The organism is Pseudonocardia xinjiangensis (genome assembly GCF_012911925.1).
Taxonomy (GTDB): domain Bacteria; phylum Actinomycetota; class Actinomycetes; order Mycobacteriales; family Pseudonocardiaceae; genus Pseudonocardia; species Pseudonocardia xinjiangensis.
This window is the reverse complement of the sequence record NZ_JAAXKY010000002.1, coordinates 162,108-178,649: the sequence shown is the minus strand read 5'-3', so window position 1 is coordinate 178,649 and position 16,542 is coordinate 162,108. Positions and strand designations below refer to the sequence as shown.

At 72.2% G+C, this 16,542-nt stretch carries 13 protein-coding genes; 2 read left to right on the top strand and 11 right to left on the bottom strand.

All coding sequences use genetic code 11. The features are described from left to right. The 10 genes from HF577_RS01855 to HF577_RS01810 form a co-directional block, all read right to left on the bottom strand. On the bottom strand, positions 1-1,399 hold a 1,399-nt coding region (locus tag HF577_RS01855), incomplete at its 3' end, for a condensation domain-containing protein (protein WP_246265329.1). Further along, entirely contained in the window at positions 1,396-2,970 is a 1,575-nt protein-coding gene (locus HF577_RS01850) for an amino acid adenylation domain-containing protein (protein ID WP_169393914.1), read from the bottom strand. The genes HF577_RS01850 and HF577_RS01855, both read right to left, overlap by 4 nt. Beyond that, a complete protein-coding gene (locus HF577_RS01845; RefSeq protein WP_169393913.1) occupies positions 2,967-4,367 on the bottom strand; it encodes a class I adenylate-forming enzyme family protein in 1,401 nt (466 codons plus the stop codon). Before HF577_RS01845 ends, HF577_RS01850 begins: the two co-directional genes overlap by 4 nt. After that, entirely contained in the window at positions 4,367-4,891 is a 525-nt protein-coding gene (locus HF577_RS01840) for a hypothetical protein (RefSeq protein ID WP_169393912.1), read from the bottom strand. The genes HF577_RS01845 and HF577_RS01840 overlap by 1 nt, the downstream gene beginning before the upstream one ends. Next, the gene (locus HF577_RS01835) at positions 4,888-6,021 is read right to left on the bottom strand and encodes a beta-ketoacyl synthase N-terminal-like domain-containing protein (RefSeq protein ID WP_211173646.1); all 1,134 of its coding nucleotides are present in this window, start codon (positions 6,019-6,021) and stop codon (positions 4,888-4,890) included. Before HF577_RS01835 ends, HF577_RS01840 begins: the two co-directional genes overlap by 4 nt. An 8-nt stretch (positions 6,022-6,029) precedes the next feature. Next, positions 6,030-6,545, bottom strand: coding sequence for a 3-hydroxyacyl-ACP dehydratase FabZ family protein (locus HF577_RS01830; protein WP_211173645.1), 516 nt, complete (start codon positions 6,543-6,545; stop codon positions 6,030-6,032). Then, positions 6,532-6,984 (bottom strand): acyl-CoA thioesterase, encoded by a 453-nt coding sequence (locus tag HF577_RS01825; protein WP_169393911.1) that lies wholly within the window; start codon positions 6,982-6,984, stop codon positions 6,532-6,534. Before HF577_RS01825 ends, HF577_RS01830 begins: the two co-directional genes overlap by 14 nt. Next, complete coding sequence (locus tag HF577_RS01820) at positions 6,981-8,357, bottom strand: aminotransferase class III-fold pyridoxal phosphate-dependent enzyme (RefSeq protein WP_169393910.1); 1,377 nt, start codon at positions 8,355-8,357, stop codon at positions 6,981-6,983. The genes HF577_RS01825 and HF577_RS01820 overlap by 4 nt, the downstream gene beginning before the upstream one ends. A 42-nt stretch (positions 8,358-8,399) precedes the next feature. After that, complete coding sequence (locus HF577_RS01815; RefSeq protein WP_169393790.1) at positions 8,400-8,669, bottom strand: acyl carrier protein; 270 nt, start codon at positions 8,667-8,669, stop codon at positions 8,400-8,402. Positions 8,670-8,685: 16 nt separating this feature from the next. Beyond that, positions 8,686-10,995, bottom strand: coding sequence for a type I polyketide synthase (locus tag HF577_RS01810; protein ID WP_169393909.1), 2,310 nt, complete (start codon positions 10,993-10,995; stop codon positions 8,686-8,688). Between the two features lie 445 nt (positions 10,996-11,440). Here HF577_RS01810 and HF577_RS01805 point away from each other — a divergent pair, with 445 nt between their 5' ends. Beyond that, on the top strand, positions 11,441-12,760 hold the full coding sequence (locus tag HF577_RS01805; RefSeq protein WP_169393908.1) for an MFS transporter: 1,320 nt from the start codon (positions 11,441-11,443) through the stop codon (positions 12,758-12,760). A 26-nt stretch (positions 12,761-12,786) separates the two neighbouring features. Here the strand turns inward: HF577_RS01805 and HF577_RS01800 are convergent, their stop codons facing one another. Further along, a complete protein-coding gene (locus tag HF577_RS01800; protein ID WP_169393907.1) occupies positions 12,787-16,263 on the bottom strand; it encodes a non-ribosomal peptide synthetase in 3,477 nt (1,158 codons plus the stop codon). Here HF577_RS01800 and HF577_RS01795 point away from each other — a divergent pair. Then, positions 16,234-16,539 (top strand): MbtH family protein, encoded by a 306-nt coding sequence (locus HF577_RS01795; protein WP_169393906.1) that lies wholly within the window; start codon positions 16,234-16,236, stop codon positions 16,537-16,539. The two genes, HF577_RS01800 and HF577_RS01795, sit on opposite strands and share 30 nt — an antisense overlap. Positions 16,540-16,542 lie beyond the last annotated feature (3 nt).

Here is a 16,542-nt window from a genome sequence, read left to right as displayed (position 1 = left end):
GGGCAGGGGCGGGCAGCCCGTCGGCAGCGGGTTCGGGCAACGTCCGGACCGGGGCGTCCGGCGCCGCGACGGCCGCAGACAGCAGCCGCTCGAAGTAGACCGCCATCCGGGCCACGGTGGCGGCCTCGAACAGGTCGGCCCGGTAGGTGAGCGTCAGGTCGAAGTCGTCCCCGCCTGCGGCCGAGCGGAACACCAGCATGTCGAGGTCGACCTTCGCCCCGGTCGGCGGGAGGTCGATGGCCGTGGCGCGCAGGCCCGCGAGGCGCGCGCTCACGATCGGCTCCTGCTCGAAGGAGAAGAACGCCTGGACCAGCGGGGCGTGCCCGGGGTCGCGCTCGGGCGCGAGCTCCTGCGCGAGCTGCTCCATCGACACCTCGCGGTGGGTCAGGACGTCCAGCAGCTCCCCCTGTACCGACCGGCACAGGTCGGCGAAGCCCCGGTCGGCGTGCGCCTCGACGAGCACCGGGAGGGTGGTGGCGAAGAACCCGATCACGCTCTCCAGCTCGACGCGGTCGCGGGCACTCACCGGCACGCCGACCAGCACGTCGCGAGAGCGGGCGAGGCGGGAGAGGAAGGTGGCGTACGCGGTGAGCACCAGCACGAACGGCGTCACGCGCAGTCGCTGCGCGAGCTGCAGCGCCGGCGTCATCACCGCGGCGCGCAGGGGGTGGCGGTGGTTCCCCCCGTGCGGGCCCGCGACCGGCGGGCGTGGCTTGTCGGTCGGCAGCCGCAGCACCATCGGGACCCCGGCGAGGCGCTCACGCCACCAGCCGAGCTGCTCGGCGTCGACCGGGCGGGCCCGCTGCCAGGCCGCGTAGTCGGCGAACCGCACGGCAGGCGGGGGCGTCTCGGGCTCACCCGCGTAGGCCTGCGCCAGCTCGTCGAAGAACACCTGCAGCGACGGACCGTCCGAGACGAGCTGGTGCATCGTGACGACGAGCAGGTGCCGCTCGGGGCCCGTCACCAGCAGCCGGGTGCGCAGCAGCGGCCCGCGTTCCAGGTCGAACGGCTCGTCGGCCCACGTCTGGGCCAGTCGCAACGCCGCGGCGTCCGCGACCTCGGTCCCGTCGGCGTCACGGTCGGCGTCCAGCTCGACGACGGGCAGCTCCACGTCCGGGTCGCCGATCCGCTGGACGGGTTCGAACGGCGGCGCGGTGCCCGGCGCGAAGGTCGTACGCAGCGCATCGTGCCGCGCGACGACGCGCGCGAGGGCGCTGCGGAGCCGCGGCACGTCGAGCGGGCCCTCCAGGCGGACCGCCACCGTGATGTTGTACATCGGCGTGCCCGGGTGGAGCAGTTCGACCAGGTACAGCGCCCGCTGGGCACCCGACAACGGTCCTGCCGTCCGGCCCGGCACCGGGATGGTGTCCGGCGCGTCCGCAGTGATCTTCTCGATCATGCTGCGCTCCCGGTGGCCAGCGCGAGCCGGTCGACCTTCCCGCTGGGTGTACGCGGCAACGACCCGACGACGTCGGCCCGGACCGGCACCATGTAGGCGGGCAACCGGTCGCGCAGGTCCGCGAGGAGCCCCGCCGACCAGGCCGAGCTGTCCTCCGGAGCCGACTTCGGCACGAGGAACGCGCGCAGGCTCCGGTCCTCGGCCGCGGCGCCGCTGACCACCACCACCGCCTGCGCGACCGACGGGTCGGAGCAGAGCAGGCTCTCGATCTCCCCGAGCTCGATCCGGAACCCGCGCACCTTGACCTGCGTGTCCTCCCGGCCGAGGAACTCCAGGAGGCCGTCCGGGGTGACCCGGCCGAGGTCCCCGCTGCGGTAGGCGGGCACGGCCGGGTCCAGCGGGTCGGTGCGGTAGCTGCGCGCGGTGCGCTCGGGCAGGCCGAGGTAGCCGGGGCCGACGGCGGCTCCGGTGATCCACAGCTCACCCACCTCGCCGTCCGGTACGGGCCGGCCGTCCGCGTCGCAGACCCGGACGTCGGTGCCGGTGATCGGCGTGCCGATCGAGGGCAGGTCGACCCAGCCGGCCACGTCAGCGGGCAGCCGGTACCAGGTGGCGACATGGGTCTCGGTCGTCCCCCACTGGTTCACCAGCCGGCAGTCCGGCAGCCGGGTGAACATCGCCCGGATCGCCGCCGTGCACTGCACCTGCTCCCCCGACGTGAGGATCTCGCGCAGCGGGTGCGTCTCCGGGGTGGCGTCGTCGGCGAACAGGGCGAGCGACTGGATCATCACGAACGGCACGAAGAGCCGGTTGACCCGCTCCCGCTCGACGAGGTCCCAGAGCAGCTGCGGGTCCAGCCGCTCGTCCTCGTGGCAGCAGACGACGGTGCCGCCCTCGCCGAGCGTGGGAAGCACCTCCTGGTAGGTGACGTCGAACGACGCCGGGGCGAACTGCAGGGTCCGGTCCCCCGGACCGCACTCGCTGGCCTCGGACTGCCAGGCCACCAGGTTGGCGAGGTTGCGGTGTGCGTAGCGCACGCCCTTCGGGCGGCCGGTGGACCCGGAGGTGTAGACGACGTAGGCGATGTCGTCGCCGGCCACCTCGGGGGCCTCGAACGCCGGAGCGGGGTCCGGCACGGGCCGGGCCGGCCCTGCGGTGGCGTAGCCGACCTCCCCGTCGGTCACGACGGTGCTGAAGCCGCCCAGCCGGTCGAGGGGACCCTGGTGGCCGACGACCAGCTCCACGCCGGCATCGGCGCACATGAACCGCAGCCGCTCGGGCGGGTACCCGACGTCCAGCGGCACCGCGACGCAGCCGGAGCGCAGCAGCCCGACCAGCGTCACGACCAGGTCCACCGACCGTTCCAGGTGCACGCCGACGGCCGTGCCGGGGACGGCACCGAGTTGCGCGAGCCGCGCCGCGACCTGCGCGGACCGCTCCCACAGGGTGCGGTAGTCGGCGGCCTCGTCTGCCGAGCGGACCGCTTCGGCGTCCGGCGCCCGCCGCACGCGCTCGGCGACGGCACGCAACGCCGGGACCGTGGTCGCCGCGGTGCCGGGATCGGGACTCATTTGCGCCACTCCTCGGTCGTCGCCCGGCACAACGTGATCCGGTGCGGGCGCTCAGCGCGCAGCAGGACGCGGTTGAGCGCGTGCTCGATCTCGGCCGCCAGCCGCGGCCCGGGGTCGTCCGCGGCGACGTCCAGGCCGTAGCGCAGCTCGTTGCGGTCGTCCCGGTAGACGGTGGTGGTGGCGTGCCGGACGCCGGGCACCTCGGCGGCGATCCGGCGCACCGACGGCAGCCAGATCTTCTCCCCGCCGATGACGACCGAGTCGGCGGACCGGCCGCGGAAGTAGTGGTAGCCGTCGGCGTCGATGTCGAACCGGTCGCCGGTGGCGACGGTGCCCGCGACGGTCGGGGCGCCCCCGGGGAGCCGTCGGCGCAGCACCGTGTCGGACTCGACGACGAGCTCGGCGCCGGGCCCGTCGCCCGCGGAGTCGCGCTGGTACGTCCGCACCCCCGGCAACGGGGTGCCGACCGAGCCCCAGCGGTGCTCGGGCTCGCGGTGCGCAGCGAGCGTGGTCACGCGCGGGCCGGCCTCGGTGAGGCCGTAGGTGAGGTAGAGCTCCTGTTGCGGGCCGTCGGCCAGCAGCGCGCCGACGTGCGTCGGGTCGAGCTCGTCGCCGCCGACGGTGAGCACCCGCAGGGCGGCTGGTCCGGCAGGCGGGTCCGCGGCCAGCCGGACCGCCGCGCTGGGCGTCAGCGAGGACACCGTGACGTCGTGGGCGCGGATGGTCTCGACGAAGGACCGGGCGGTGAACGGCGGTCCGGAGACGACCAGCCGCGATCCCCGCACGAACGCGGCCAGCGCCTGCGCGACCAGGCCGTAGGAGTAGTACAGGGGCAACGACACCAGGACCGTGTCGTCGGGGCGCTGACCGATGGCGGTGGCGTGGCGGTCGGCGTTGCGCAGCAGCGCGTCGACGCCGTGCAGGCAGCCGCTGGCGATCCCGGAGGTGCCCGACGTCATCAGCACGACCTCGCCCGGCTGGTACCGCTGGTGCGCCCGCCCGTCCAGCAGCGCCGCCTCGCACCGGCCGCCGAGCGGGTGCACCGTCGTCGCGCCGTAGCGCGCCGGGTCGATCCGGGGCGCGATCAGCGCCGCCCCGCCCAGCTGCCTGCCGATCTCGGAGATCCGGGCGGCTCCGGCCACCGGCGGGAGCAGCACCGGGACGGCGCCGGCGAGCAGCACACCGAAGAACGCGGCGAGGGTGATCGTGCCGTTCGGCATCGCGATCAGCACGGGAGAGCCGGGCGGCAGGCCCAGGTCGGCGACCGCGTCGACCAAGACCGCAGCCGCGTCGGGCTCCGCCGGCGTCGGACCGCCGGGACCAGGTCCGACGTCCACCGACGCGGCCAGGAAGGCCAGCACCGCCGCCCGCTCCGGGACGTCCGAGCCTGCACTCATCACGCAGCCCCGAGCACGACGCACCGCACCTGGTGCCCGCGCAGCGGATCGTGGTCGTGCACACCGACCACGACGTGGCTCCCGGCGCCGGTCCGCAGCCAGTGCCGGGCCATCGTGAGGGCCACCGGGCACCCGTCCACCGGATCGGTGGTGATCATGAGGGTCGGCCCCCGGAAGCCGTGCACCAGGCAGACGAGGCTGATCGGGCCGCCTGCGCTCGCCCCCGCGAAGCGCAGCGGTGAGAGCCGTCCACCCGGCACCGCGCGGCTGATCGCCGTCATCGTGTCCGTGGTGCCGTAGGTACTGACCAGGACCATCGCCGTGGCCTCGGGCGCTGCCCGTACCGCGTCCGGGCAGTCTGCCCACACCTCGTCGACGGTCTCCAGGACGGCCCACGAGGCCGGGTCCGCGTACAGGGAGGGGATCCGCCTGCGCGGCGGGGCCGTCGCCAGCTTGGCCAGCCGGCCCGCGGCCAGCTGGACCAGACCGGCTCCGCTCAGCTCCGGCTCCTGCCGGCCCGTCATGCGACCGCCTCCAACGCGAGGCAGGTGGTGAACCCGCCGAACCCGAGCGTGACACTGAGCCCGACCTCGCCGGCGAACGGCAGCGCCGCGCCGCTCGGGAGGGGTAGCGGGAAGCCCGGCATGACCGTCTCCAGCCCGGGCACCGGCGGCACCTGCTTGTCCCGCAGCGCCAGCAGCACGGCGACGGCCTCCAGCGCTCCGGTGGCGCCCAACGTGTGGCCGAAAGCGCCCTTGGTCGCGAACACGACGGGTGCCGCCCCGCCCGCGAAGAGGCTCCCGAAGGCGCGGCACTCGACGTCGTCGTTGACCGGGGTGCCGGAGCCGTGCGCGTTGAGGACGCCGACCTCGCCGGTGCTGCGGCCGGCGGCAGCCAGCGCGGTGCGCACCGCCTGCACGACGGTGTCGCCGCTCGGGTCGGGGGCGGTCGGGCCTGCGGCGTCGTTCGCCGAGCCGGTGCCCGAGAGCCGCCCCCGCACGCGAGCCCCGCGCTCCTGCGCCGAACCATCCCGCTCGAGCACGAGGAACGCCGCGCCCTCGCCGAGGACCATGCCGTCGTGGCTCTCGTCGAAGGCCCGCAGCGCGGTGGGCGACATGGTGCCGAGCGCGGAGTGCCCGAGCCGCTTGGCCTGCGTCAGCACGTCCACGCCACCGACGACGCAGATCTCCTCCTCACCCTCGGCGATCAGCGCGGCACCGACCAGGATCGCGTCCGAGCCCGCCGAGCAGGCGGTGCTCACCATGAGCGGGCGGCGGGCCATGCCCAGCCCCGTGGCGAGAGCCTCGCCCCACCGGTCCAGCCCGTCGGGTGGGACGTCCAGATGCGATCCGTAGCTCGTGCCGACCACCAGACGCAGCCGCGGATCGGTGACATCGAGCCCGGCGTCGGCCACCGCGGCTCGCAGTGTTCGCGCGCCGAGCTCGTACTGGCGTTGCACCGGGTCGAGGTCCATCGGCAGGTCCGCCACGACCGCCGCCCGGCCGTTGCGCACCGGGTGCGCGCTCGGCACGGGCGTCACGCCGGTCGCCCCGGACAGCAGCGCCCGCCACACCTCGTCGAGGTCCGAGCCCAGCGCCGTGGACCAGGCCATTCCGGTGACCACCGCGCCGGTCGTCACTGCGCCGGTCGTCACTGCGCCGGTCACCACCACTGGTGTCCCATGTCGGCGGTCTTGCGCCGGACGAGGTTGGCGCGGAACGCGGCGACCGTCGTCGAGTCCACGACGGCCCGGCCCGAGAAGAAGAACGTGGCGCCCAGCAGGCGGTCGACGGAGACGGTGATCGTCACCGTGTCGCCGGGGGTGACGATCCGGAAGAACCGCGAGTTCATCGCGCCGACCAGCGTCAGCTCGTCCTCGGCGAGGCGCGTGGTGCTGACCTGGAACAGGATGATCCCGGACTGCGCGAACGCCTGGCTCAGATGGCTGGCCGGGAAGATCGCGCGCTCCGGGAAGTGCCCCGCGATCGCGTCCATCTGTGCCGACACCGACAGCCTGCTGACCAGCCGCACACCCGGCTCGTAGTCGAGCACGCGGTCGAGGTAGAGCATCGGGTGCCGGTGGCGCAACCAGCTCTTGATCTCGGTGAAGCCCATTGTCCGGCTCGGCTCGGACGACGTGTCCCGGTCGGTCGCGACGTCGGGTTCAGCGGTGGACATCGGAGCGGGTCTCCTCGAGGACGGCGTGCAGGACGGGAAGCAGCGCGCACGGCGCACCGGTTGCGCGATCGGTGAGGGCCACGACGAGTTGGCCGGTGGCGAGCTCGGTGCCGTCCGCGGTCCGCCGGATCGTCGTGTCGATCCGTGCCCGCGCGGCGCCGAGGTGTCCGACGACGGGTTCCAGGCTCAGCTCGTCGGGATAGCGCGCCGGTGCGCGGTACCGGGTCGTCGACTCCGTGACGACGAGGTCGAACCCCTCGCGCGCGAGCACACCGAGCCCGACGCCGAGCCGCTCGAGGTTCGCCAGCAACGCGGTCTCCTGCCATGCCGGGTACCGCGCGAAGTGCACGACGCCGGACGCGTCGGTGTCGGCGTGCTCGACGCGCCGGGTGACGGGCAGCAGCCGCGCACCCGCCGGTGCGGACGGGACGGCCGTCACGCCGCGAGCTCCCGCAGAGCCTGCGACCCGGCTGCCAGCCGTGCGGCGATCGTCTCGACGTCGTCGGCGGACACGACGAGCGGCGGCGCCACCCGCATCGTCGGGTACACGTACCGCAGGCCGTGCGAACGGCGCCCGGCGCCGGACATGAACTCCACGTAGACGCCATTGCGGATCATGCAGTTGCGCAGCTCGCCGATGCGGGCGGCGGTGGGCTCGGTCAGTTCGATCCCGTGCAGCAGACCCACTCCGCGGGCCTCCCGGTACAGGTCGGGGAACGGCGCCACCACCCGCTCCCGCAACAGCCGGCCCAGCTGCGCACCCACCTCCGCGGAGCGCTCGAGCAGCCCCTCCCCGACGACGTGGTCGAGGCCTGCCCGGATCACCGCGCACGTGAGCGGGCGCAGGTCGGAGGTCGAGACCGTGCCGGTCGGTCGCACCCCGAGCTCGCGGCGCGCGATGACCATCGAGGTCGACAGCGCACCCATGCCGAGGCTCTTGCCGATCACCGTGATGTCGGTGGGGATGGGGCCCTCGTCGTCGGACATCGCGAAGAACCGGCCGGTCTTGGCGAAGGTGAGGACCTCGTCCGCCACCAGCAGGGCGCCGCTCTGCTCGGCGAGCGCGGCCAGCCGGCGCAGGTAGCCCTGCTCCGGCACCAGGATCCCGGCGTCGCCCTGGACGGGCTCGACCATCACCGCCAGCACGCGGTCGCCGTTGCGGTCGAACCATTCCTGCGCCGCCTCGACGTCACCGAACGGGATGTGGTCGGTGCTGAAGCCGAACTGCTCCGGGGCGACCGCGGGCAGACCGACCCGGTAGTGGCGGCGGTTGAGCAGCGGAAGCAGTCCCCCCGACCAGCCGTGCCACGCCCCCTCGAAGCCGAGCACGATGTCACGCTGCTCGGCCCCGGGGACGGCGCGCAGCAGGCGCCGGTCGAAGCGCGACTCGAGGACGAGACGCAGCGCGAGCTCCATGCCCTCCGAGCCCGAGTTGCGTCCGCTGACCCGGTAGTCCGCCGCCGGGAACCGGTCCGCGAACAGCCCGCCGGGACCGAACAGCCGCTCCAGGAGCAGGGAACGCTCCGCCGAGGCGATCTCATCGGTCACGTAGCCCGCTTGCCGGACCGCGGTCGCCAACGCCTCGGCGATCACCTCCGACCCCGCACCCAGGCAGGCGGACCCGTACCCGCCGCTGGCGTCCAGCACGTCGAAGGAGCGGCCCGCCTGACCACCTGCAAGCTCGACGAACTGCTGGACGATCCCCCTCGCCCCGGTGCACCCGAACGGCAGCGGGTCCGCTCCGTAGTGGTCGAACTGGACGTCCCGGTCGAACCACGACCGGGTCGATCCGAGCACGCCTGCGGCTGACATGGATGTGTCCTCTCGGGCCGTGCTGGTCGGAGCCATGGACGGTCAGTCGCCGGCGACGGTGGAGCTGCCCTGCAAGGTGCGGACGAGGTCGGCCACGCTGCGGATGCTGGTGAAGTTCTCCGGCGTGAAGTCGGCGTCGGAGATCGTGACCCCGAACGTGTTCTCGCACTGGACCCGCAGCTCGACGAAGCCCAGCGAGTCCAGCCCGAGATCGCCGCGCAGCCGGTCCTCGGGGCTCATCCGGTCCTCCGGGACCTCGACGAACAGGTCCGCAACCAGCAGGGAGCCGATGGCTCGCTCGATGTCGTTCACAGAGAGACGTGCTCCTTCAGTCGAGACGCTCGGGTGGTGGGTGGGGAGAGGACGGCGGGTGGGGCACCAGGTAGGAACGTCGCTCGAACGGATAGGTCGGCAGGTGCAGGCGGCGCCGTCGTTCGCCCGCGTGCAGGGCGGCGAAATCCACAGGCGCCCCGGCCGCCCAGAGCCGACCGGCCGCGGCGAGCGCCGTCCGGAAACCGGTCGGTGACCGGCCGGGCCCATCCAGGACGTCGACAGGCAGGACGTCGGCGGGCACCGGCTCGACGGCGCCGGTGGCAGGCGCTGCCGGTGGCTCCGCCCCGATGTGCACGACGATCTGCCCCGATGCGCCGTCCAGCGCCGCCGGGACGTCGCAGAGCAGTGGCCTGCCGGGCCGCGCCGGCACCCCGGCGACCGCATCTTCGGCTTCGGCTTCGGTGAGCGCGACGAGCAGGCGGGCGGTGTCGGCGGGGCTCAGCTGCGCGGCGACGGCCGCCGCGCAGCGGGCGCCGAGCCCCTGCCCGGCCACCGCGTCGGGGTGTACACCCCAGGACATCAGCAGCCTCGCCGTCGCGTACTGCACAGCGAGGTGCGCTGCCGGCACTGCGGGCGTGCTCTGCGGGCCGGGGGCCGCGAGCAGCGACCGGCGCAGGTCGTGGCCGAGATGCGGGTGCGCAGCGTCGGCGATCTCGTCCAGGTGGGCGCGGAACACCTCCTCCGCGGCGTGGATCGCGGCGACGGAGCCCGTGCGGTCGCCGCCCGGCTCGGCGAAGAGGAACACGGTGCGCTGTCGGCGTGCGCGGTCCGGGCCGTCCCCGCCCGGCAGGCCGGTACGCAGCGCCGCAACGGCCTCGGCCACGTCCGCGGCGACCACGAAGTGGCGCTGCGGATGCATCGCCCGACCCGACTGCAAGGTCCACGCGACGTCGGCGAGATCAGTGTCCGGGCACCGTTCGAGATGGTCGGCCAGCCTGCGGGCGACGTCCTGGAGCGCGGGCCAGGTCCGCGCCGAGAGGACCAGCAGGTGGTCCGGTCGCCCCGGGGTCGTCGGGAGCGCGGCAGGCGACTCGGCCACCACGGCGTGTGCGTTGGTCCCACCGAACGCGAGCACGTTCGTGGCGCCGACCCGGGGCCGCCCCCCGGACTCCCAGGGGACGGTCCGGTCGTTGACGACGAACGGGGAGGACGCGAAGTCGATCGCCGGGTTCGGCTCGCTGAAGTTCAGGCTGGCGGGGAGCACGCCGTGCTCCACGCAGAGCACTGTCTTGATCAGTCCCACGATGCCCGCGGCCGCGTCGGCGTGGCCGACGTTGGCCTTGACCGACCCGATCCGGCAGTACCCCGTCCGGTCCGTGCTCTGGCGGAACGCCTTCGTCAGTCCGGCGACCTCGACCGGGTCGCCGAGCGCGGTGCCGGTGCCGTGCGCCTCGACGTAGCCGATCTCGTCGGCGTCGACACCGGCCACCAGCTGAGCGGTGCGGACGGCCCCGGCCGGCCCGGCCACGCTCGGTGCGTGGAAGCCCATCTTGCGCCGGCCGTCGTTGTTCACCGCAGTACCGCGGATGACCGCGTGCACGTGGTCACCGTCGTCCAGTGCCTCGGCGAGTGGACGCAGTACCACCAGGCCCACCGCGCTCGCCCGGACGGTGCCGCGGCCGTGCGCGTCGAACGGACGGCACCGTCCGTCGTCGGCGAAGATGTCGTCCGGGTCGTGCTGCAGCACCGGGATCGCGGCCAGCACCGAGGCGCCGCCGGCCACCGCCATCGCGCAGTCACCCGCGAGCAGCGCACCGATGGCGACGTGCACCGCCACCAACGACGAGGAACAGGCCGACTGCACCGCCATGGCGGGCCCGGTCAGGTCCAGCTTGTAGGCGATCCGGGTGGCGAGGAAGTCGACGTCGTTCCCCTGCTGGACACGGGTGTCCGGCAACGGCGCGCCCCGGGCGTGCCCCCAGGCCCGGACGAGGGCTCCGTGGTCGGTGACCGACCCCCCGACGAACACGCCGGTCGACAGGCGTTCGGGGCCGCCGTAGCCGGCGCGCTCGAGGGCCTCGTGGGCGCACTCCAGCAGCAGCCGGTGCTGCGGGTCCATGATCAGGGCGTCGTCGGGCGAGTAGTCGAAGTAGTCGGCGTCGAACAGGTCCGGATCGCTCAGCAGGCCGTAGGAGGGCACGTACCCGTCTGTCGCCGCCGGCAGTTGGTCGCGCAGCACCCACACCGATTCCCGGCCGTCGCAGAGGTTGGCCCAGAAAGTTTCGACGTCCGGGGCTCCCGGGAAACGTCCCGCCATGGCCGTGACGGCGATGAAACCGCTGTCGCCGACGTCTTCGGTACTCATACCTCGGTCTCCGGTCGGAATCGATCGGGACGCCGGAACGACGGAACAGACGTCGAACAGGCAATCACCCGCGAACTGCGTGGGACAGCGCCTGTCGGAGAGTAGCCACAGGCCTGCGCGATCACAGCGGAAGCGTGGGTAAACATCAGGCAAAGTTGCAACGACGCTAAAGTCCGGCGCTGGATGCATTAGCCGTTCTCGGCCGCGGCGGCCCGGCTTGACAAATATGTAGCCAGTGGATCTACTGATACCGGCAGCCCACCCGATCGCCATGCAGGTCACTATGCGCGAAAACAGGCCGCCGAGCCCTCGCCGCGCACGAAACGTCGAGTCGGCAATCTGTCTCGCATTTCCTGCGGCACGATCTGGACGGAGCTGACGTGGATCCCGTGCTCCCACCCCGAAGGACACCCATGCCCACCACGACCGTCGACCGGCGCCCGGGATGACGACCGAGTGGCGATCGGGCCTGCGCCGGAGCCTGTGGGGCGCCGCGGACTACCGCAACCTCTGGATGTCCCAGACCGTCAGCCTGTTCGGCACCGGCATCACCCTGCTGGCCCTCCCGCTGGTGGCGCTGTTCGCCCTCGACGCATCACCGTTGGAGATCGGTCTGCTCTGGGCGGTCGAGTACCTGCCGATCCTGCTGATCGGTCTCCCCGCAGGCGTCTGGGTGGAACGGCTCCCGCTGCGCGCGGTGATGATCGGAGCCGACCTGCTGCGGGCGGTGGCGCTGCTCGCCGTGCCGATCGCGCTGGCACTGGACGTGCTCAGCATGCCGCTGCTGTACGTCGTCACCTTCCTGATCGGGCTGGGGACGCTCTTCTACGACGTCGCGCAGCTGTCGATCCTGCCCGCGCTGGTCGCCGAGGACCGCCTCGTCGACGCCAACGGCAAGCTCGAGCTCTCCCGCTCCGTCTCCCAGATCGGCGGCCCGGCCGTCGGCGGTTTCATGGTGCAGCTGCTCACCGCCCCGCTCGCGGTGCTCGCCGACGTGGTCACGTACCTGTCGTCGGCGTACTACGTCCTGCGCATCCGCAAGCCCGCACCGGTGGATCGACCGGTCGAGAAGACCAGCCTCAGCCGGGACATCCGCGAGGGCGTGCGCTTCGTCTTCGGCCACCCGCTGATGCGCCCGCTGCTGCTGTGCGCCACGCTCGCCGAGCTCGCGTCCGCGATCATCCTCGCCTTGCAGGTCGTCTACGCCGCCGAGGTGCTGGTGATGGGCCCCGTGGTGATCGGTGTCGCGCTGGCTGTCGGCAACGGTGGCGGCGTGCTCGGCGCACTCGTGGCGGAACCGTTCGCACGCCGCTTCGGCACCGGCACCGCATTCATGGTCTCGATCGTCCTGTTCACCGCCGGCTCGGCGATCCTGCCGATGTCCAGCGGGCCCGTGACGTTCGCGATCGGAATGTTCGTCGCGTACCTCGGCGCATTCATCTTCAACGTCCTGCAGGTCAGCCTCTGCCAGGCCGTCACACCGCCGCACCTGCTGGGCCGGATGAACTCGGTGTTCCGGTTCGCCACCTGGGGCGTCATCCCGCTGGGTGCCGCAGGCGGCGGACTGCTGGTGGAGTACATCGGGCTACCGGGCGTGTTCTGGTTGGCCGCCGGACTCAATGCCCTGTCCTTCCTGCCGCCGTTGTTCTCCACGATCCCCAAACTGCGCGATGTCGTCCACCACAATGCAGAGAAGCCGGCCGGGGAAACAACTTACGACAAGGCCCGCATTCACCCGGAAGAACCCTCGGCGGGCCAGCGGTAACGAACTCTCGCCCCGGGGAACGTCGGTCACGTTCTCTCCTCGGGACCGCCCGCATTCGTCGGCTCGGCTGAGCGCACTGCTGCCCGGCGCCGGCTCAGGCGAGCGCGCCCCGCACCCCGTCGTGCCGCTCGACCGGACCGGTCGGCATCGTCGGCGTCGCCGGCGGCGACCATGTCGCGATCATCCAGATACCTCGCCAGGTGCTGGATCGTCGTGTACTCGAAGAACGTCACCATCGACAGGTCGTGGCCCCGTTCGGCGAGCTCCCGCTGCACGGCGGCCAACAGCAGCGAGTGCCCGCCGATGTCGAAGAAGTTGTCGTCGAGGCCGACTCGTTCCAGCCGCAGCACCCTGCACCAGGTGTCGGCCAGCCACCGTTCCGTACCGGTGCCGGGCGCCCGGAAGTCGGGATCGGGCTCGCTCGGACCGGGGGTCGGCAGAGCACGCTCGTCCACCTTCCCGTTCCGGTTGATCGGCAACGAGTCCAGCAGCACGAGATCGGTGGGGATCATGTATCGCGGGAGCCGGTCGGCGAGGTGCTCACGCACCTGCTGTCGCAGCGCCGGTCCGTCCTGCGCCTCGAGATAGGCGACGAGCCGCTTCTCCCCCTCCCCGTTGGCCGTGGCCAGCACCACCGCGTCGGTGACTGCGGGATGTGCGCGCAGTGCCTCGACGATCTCGGCCGGTTCGATCCGGTAGCCACGCAGCTTGATCTGGCGGTCCCGGCGGCCGACGAACTCGATCTGCCCGCTCGGGAGATGCCGGGCGAGGTCGCCGGTGCGGTACATCCGCATCCCCGGGACGTCGGAGAACGGGTCGGGGACGAAGCGGTCCGCGGTGAGCCCTGCCGAACCGTGGTAGCCGCGTGCGACACCGACGCCGCCGATCCAGAGCTCACCGGTCGCCCCGGGCGGTACCAGTTGCCGCCACGCGTCCAGGATGTAGACGCTCACACCGGTGATCGGGCGTCCGATGTCGGGTGGCCCGTGCACGGTTCCGGCGGGTTCGATGTGCCCGGCCGTCGCGGTCGCCGTGGTCTCCGTCGGGCCGTACTCGTTGAGCACCCGGAACGGCAGGCCGGCGGCAGGCCGGACCCGGAGCCGGTCGCCCCCGATGATCAGCTCCCGAAGGGCAGGCTCGGCGGGCCATGGCAACGCCAGCACGCGCTCGGCCAACGCCGTCGGCAACTCGGTGACGGTGATCCCCTCGTCGACCAGCCACGAACGCAGGCGCTCCGGATCGAGCTTGGTGTCCTGGTCGGGCACGTACAGGGTCGCGCCGGAGACCAGGGTGGGCCAGATGTCGGTCACGGAGGGATCGAACCCGGGGGAGGCAACCTGGGCGATCCGGTCGGCCTGCCCGATGTCGCAGCGCCGACGACGCCAGGCGACCACATTGGACAACGATCGGTGGTCGACCATCACGATCTTCGGCCGGCCCGTCGAGCCGGATGTCGCGATGAGGTAGGCGAGGTCGTCGAGCGTCGTCGGATGCACGCCGAGTACCGGCTCCGGACCGGCGTCAGGTACATCGGCGACATCGGGCAGCCGGTCCATCTGCAGGCGTGCGAGATCGGCAGGGAGGCGGTCCTCGATCACACTGCTGGTGACGACGAGGACGACACCGGCGGCGGTGTACTGGCCGGCCAGGCGGGCCGGCGGGTTGTCCGGGTCCAGGGGCAGGTAGGCGGCCCCGGCGCAGAGCACGGCGAGCTCGGCGATCACCAGGTCCGCGCCACGTGGCAGGCACACACCCACCACCGTCCGAGGTAGGACACCGCGTGCGCGGAGGACGGCGGCCAGCGAGTCCGCCTGACGGATCAGCTCGGCGTAGCTGACCTCGCGGGTGCCGTCGCGAATCGCCGGAGCATCCGGCGTGCTCCGGGCCTGCGCCCGGACCGCGTGATGAACGAGCGGGCCGCCGTCGGCGACGTGACGGCGTTCAGGATTCCAGTCGTCCAGCACCATGACACGGTCCCGCCGGCTGAGCACGGCCAGCTCGAACAGCGGTGCCGCCGGGCGTGCGACCGCATCAGCCAGCAGCCGCAGGTAACTGTCCGCCATCCGTCGAACGGTCGCGGCGTCGAACAGGTCGACGACGTACTCCCAGAGCATGGTGATCCGGCCGTCGGCGTGGTCGGCGTCGGCATGTTCGACGTCGGGGCCCTGGCTTTCCTCTCGTGGGATCACCACGACGTTCAGGTCCGTCTTCGCCGAGCCGTTCCGGCGCTCGACGATCGTCCCGGTCGCTCCGGACCCGGTGGTGGCGGCGAGGTCGAGGTTCGGGACCGGGGAGTCGTCGACGCTGAAGAGGACGTCGGTCAGCGGGTTGCGGCCCGGCTCCCGGGTGGGGTTGAGCACCCGGACCAGCTCCGGGAACGGCAACAGCTCGTTCGCCGTCGCGTCCAGCACGACGCTGTGCACCTTCTCGACCAGGTCGGCGAAGCCCAGCCTGGCGTCGACATCGCACCGCAACAGCACCGTGTTGGCGAACATGCCGATCAGGTCCTCGGTCCGGGGTGCCTGCCTGCCGGCGAACGAGGACCCGACGCAGATGTCCCGCTGCCCGGTGTAGCGGTACAGAAGTGTGGAGAACGCCGCGAGCATGGTGCTGAACAACGTCACCCGGTGAGCGCGGCAGAACGAGCGCAGCGCGGCCGCCAGCCCGGGTGGCAGCTCCACCCGCAGGGTCTCCCCGCGGAAGCTCTGGATCGCGGGCCTCGGGCGGTCCACCGGCAGTTCCAGCACGGGCGGGAGGTCACTGAGCCGGTTCTGCCAGTACGCGAGCTGCGCCTGCAGGGGTGGGGTCTCCAGCGCCGAGCGTTGCCGGCGCGCGAAGTCCTGGTACTGGGCGGGCAGTTCGGCCAACGGCGGCTCGACGCCGTCGGTGAACGCGTTGTACAGCGTCGTGAACTCGCGCATCAGCAGCGAGAAGGACCATCCGTCGAACAGCAGCTGGCTCGCCACCAGGACGAGTACGTGCTCCTCGTCCGACAGCCGCACCACGGTCCAGCGAACCAGCGGCAGCTGTTCGACGTGGAACGGCTCGCGCAGTTCCCGGGTGACGATCTCGGCCAGCAGCTCGTGCTGTCCGTCGCGGGCGTCACCGATGTCGAGCCGCCTCGCCCGGACCGGCTGCGGCGGGTGCACCACCTGCCACGGTTTTCCACCGATCTCCGGGTAGGTGGTGCGCAGTACCTCGTGCCGCCGACCGATCTCCGTGACGACCCGGTCGAGCCGGTCGAGATCGAAGGCACCGACGACACGGATCGTCGTCTGCGTGTGGTGAGCGATGCTGTCCGGAGCGAACCGGTGCAGGAACCAGACCTGTTCCTGCTGGAGTGACAAGGGGATCCCGGCGCCGGCGGCCGAATCGGAAACCGGGACGCGGGCTCCATCTGCAGCAACGTCAGAATCTCGCGGTCGCAACATACATCTCCTCCCGAAGTCATTCCGATCTGAACGACAGTGGTCATGAATGTGAACGATGACCGGAAATGCCATGGCGGCTACCGATTGCTTGACAGGTTCCGGATCGAGTGCTCAAGTGTTGCGGTGACGACTCGGCCGAACGGAAGCCCGTTCGATGACGAACCGCTGTCTTACGTCGTGGTGGTGAACCGCGAAAACCAGCACTCACTGTGGCCGGACCTCGTAGAAATTCCGGACGGTTGGTCGCATGTTTTCGGCCCCGCCGGTCGCGAGGACTGTCTCACCTACGTCGACCGGTCGTGGACCGACATGCGCCCGAAAAGTCTCGTCGACGAGATGGGCTCGTAGCCA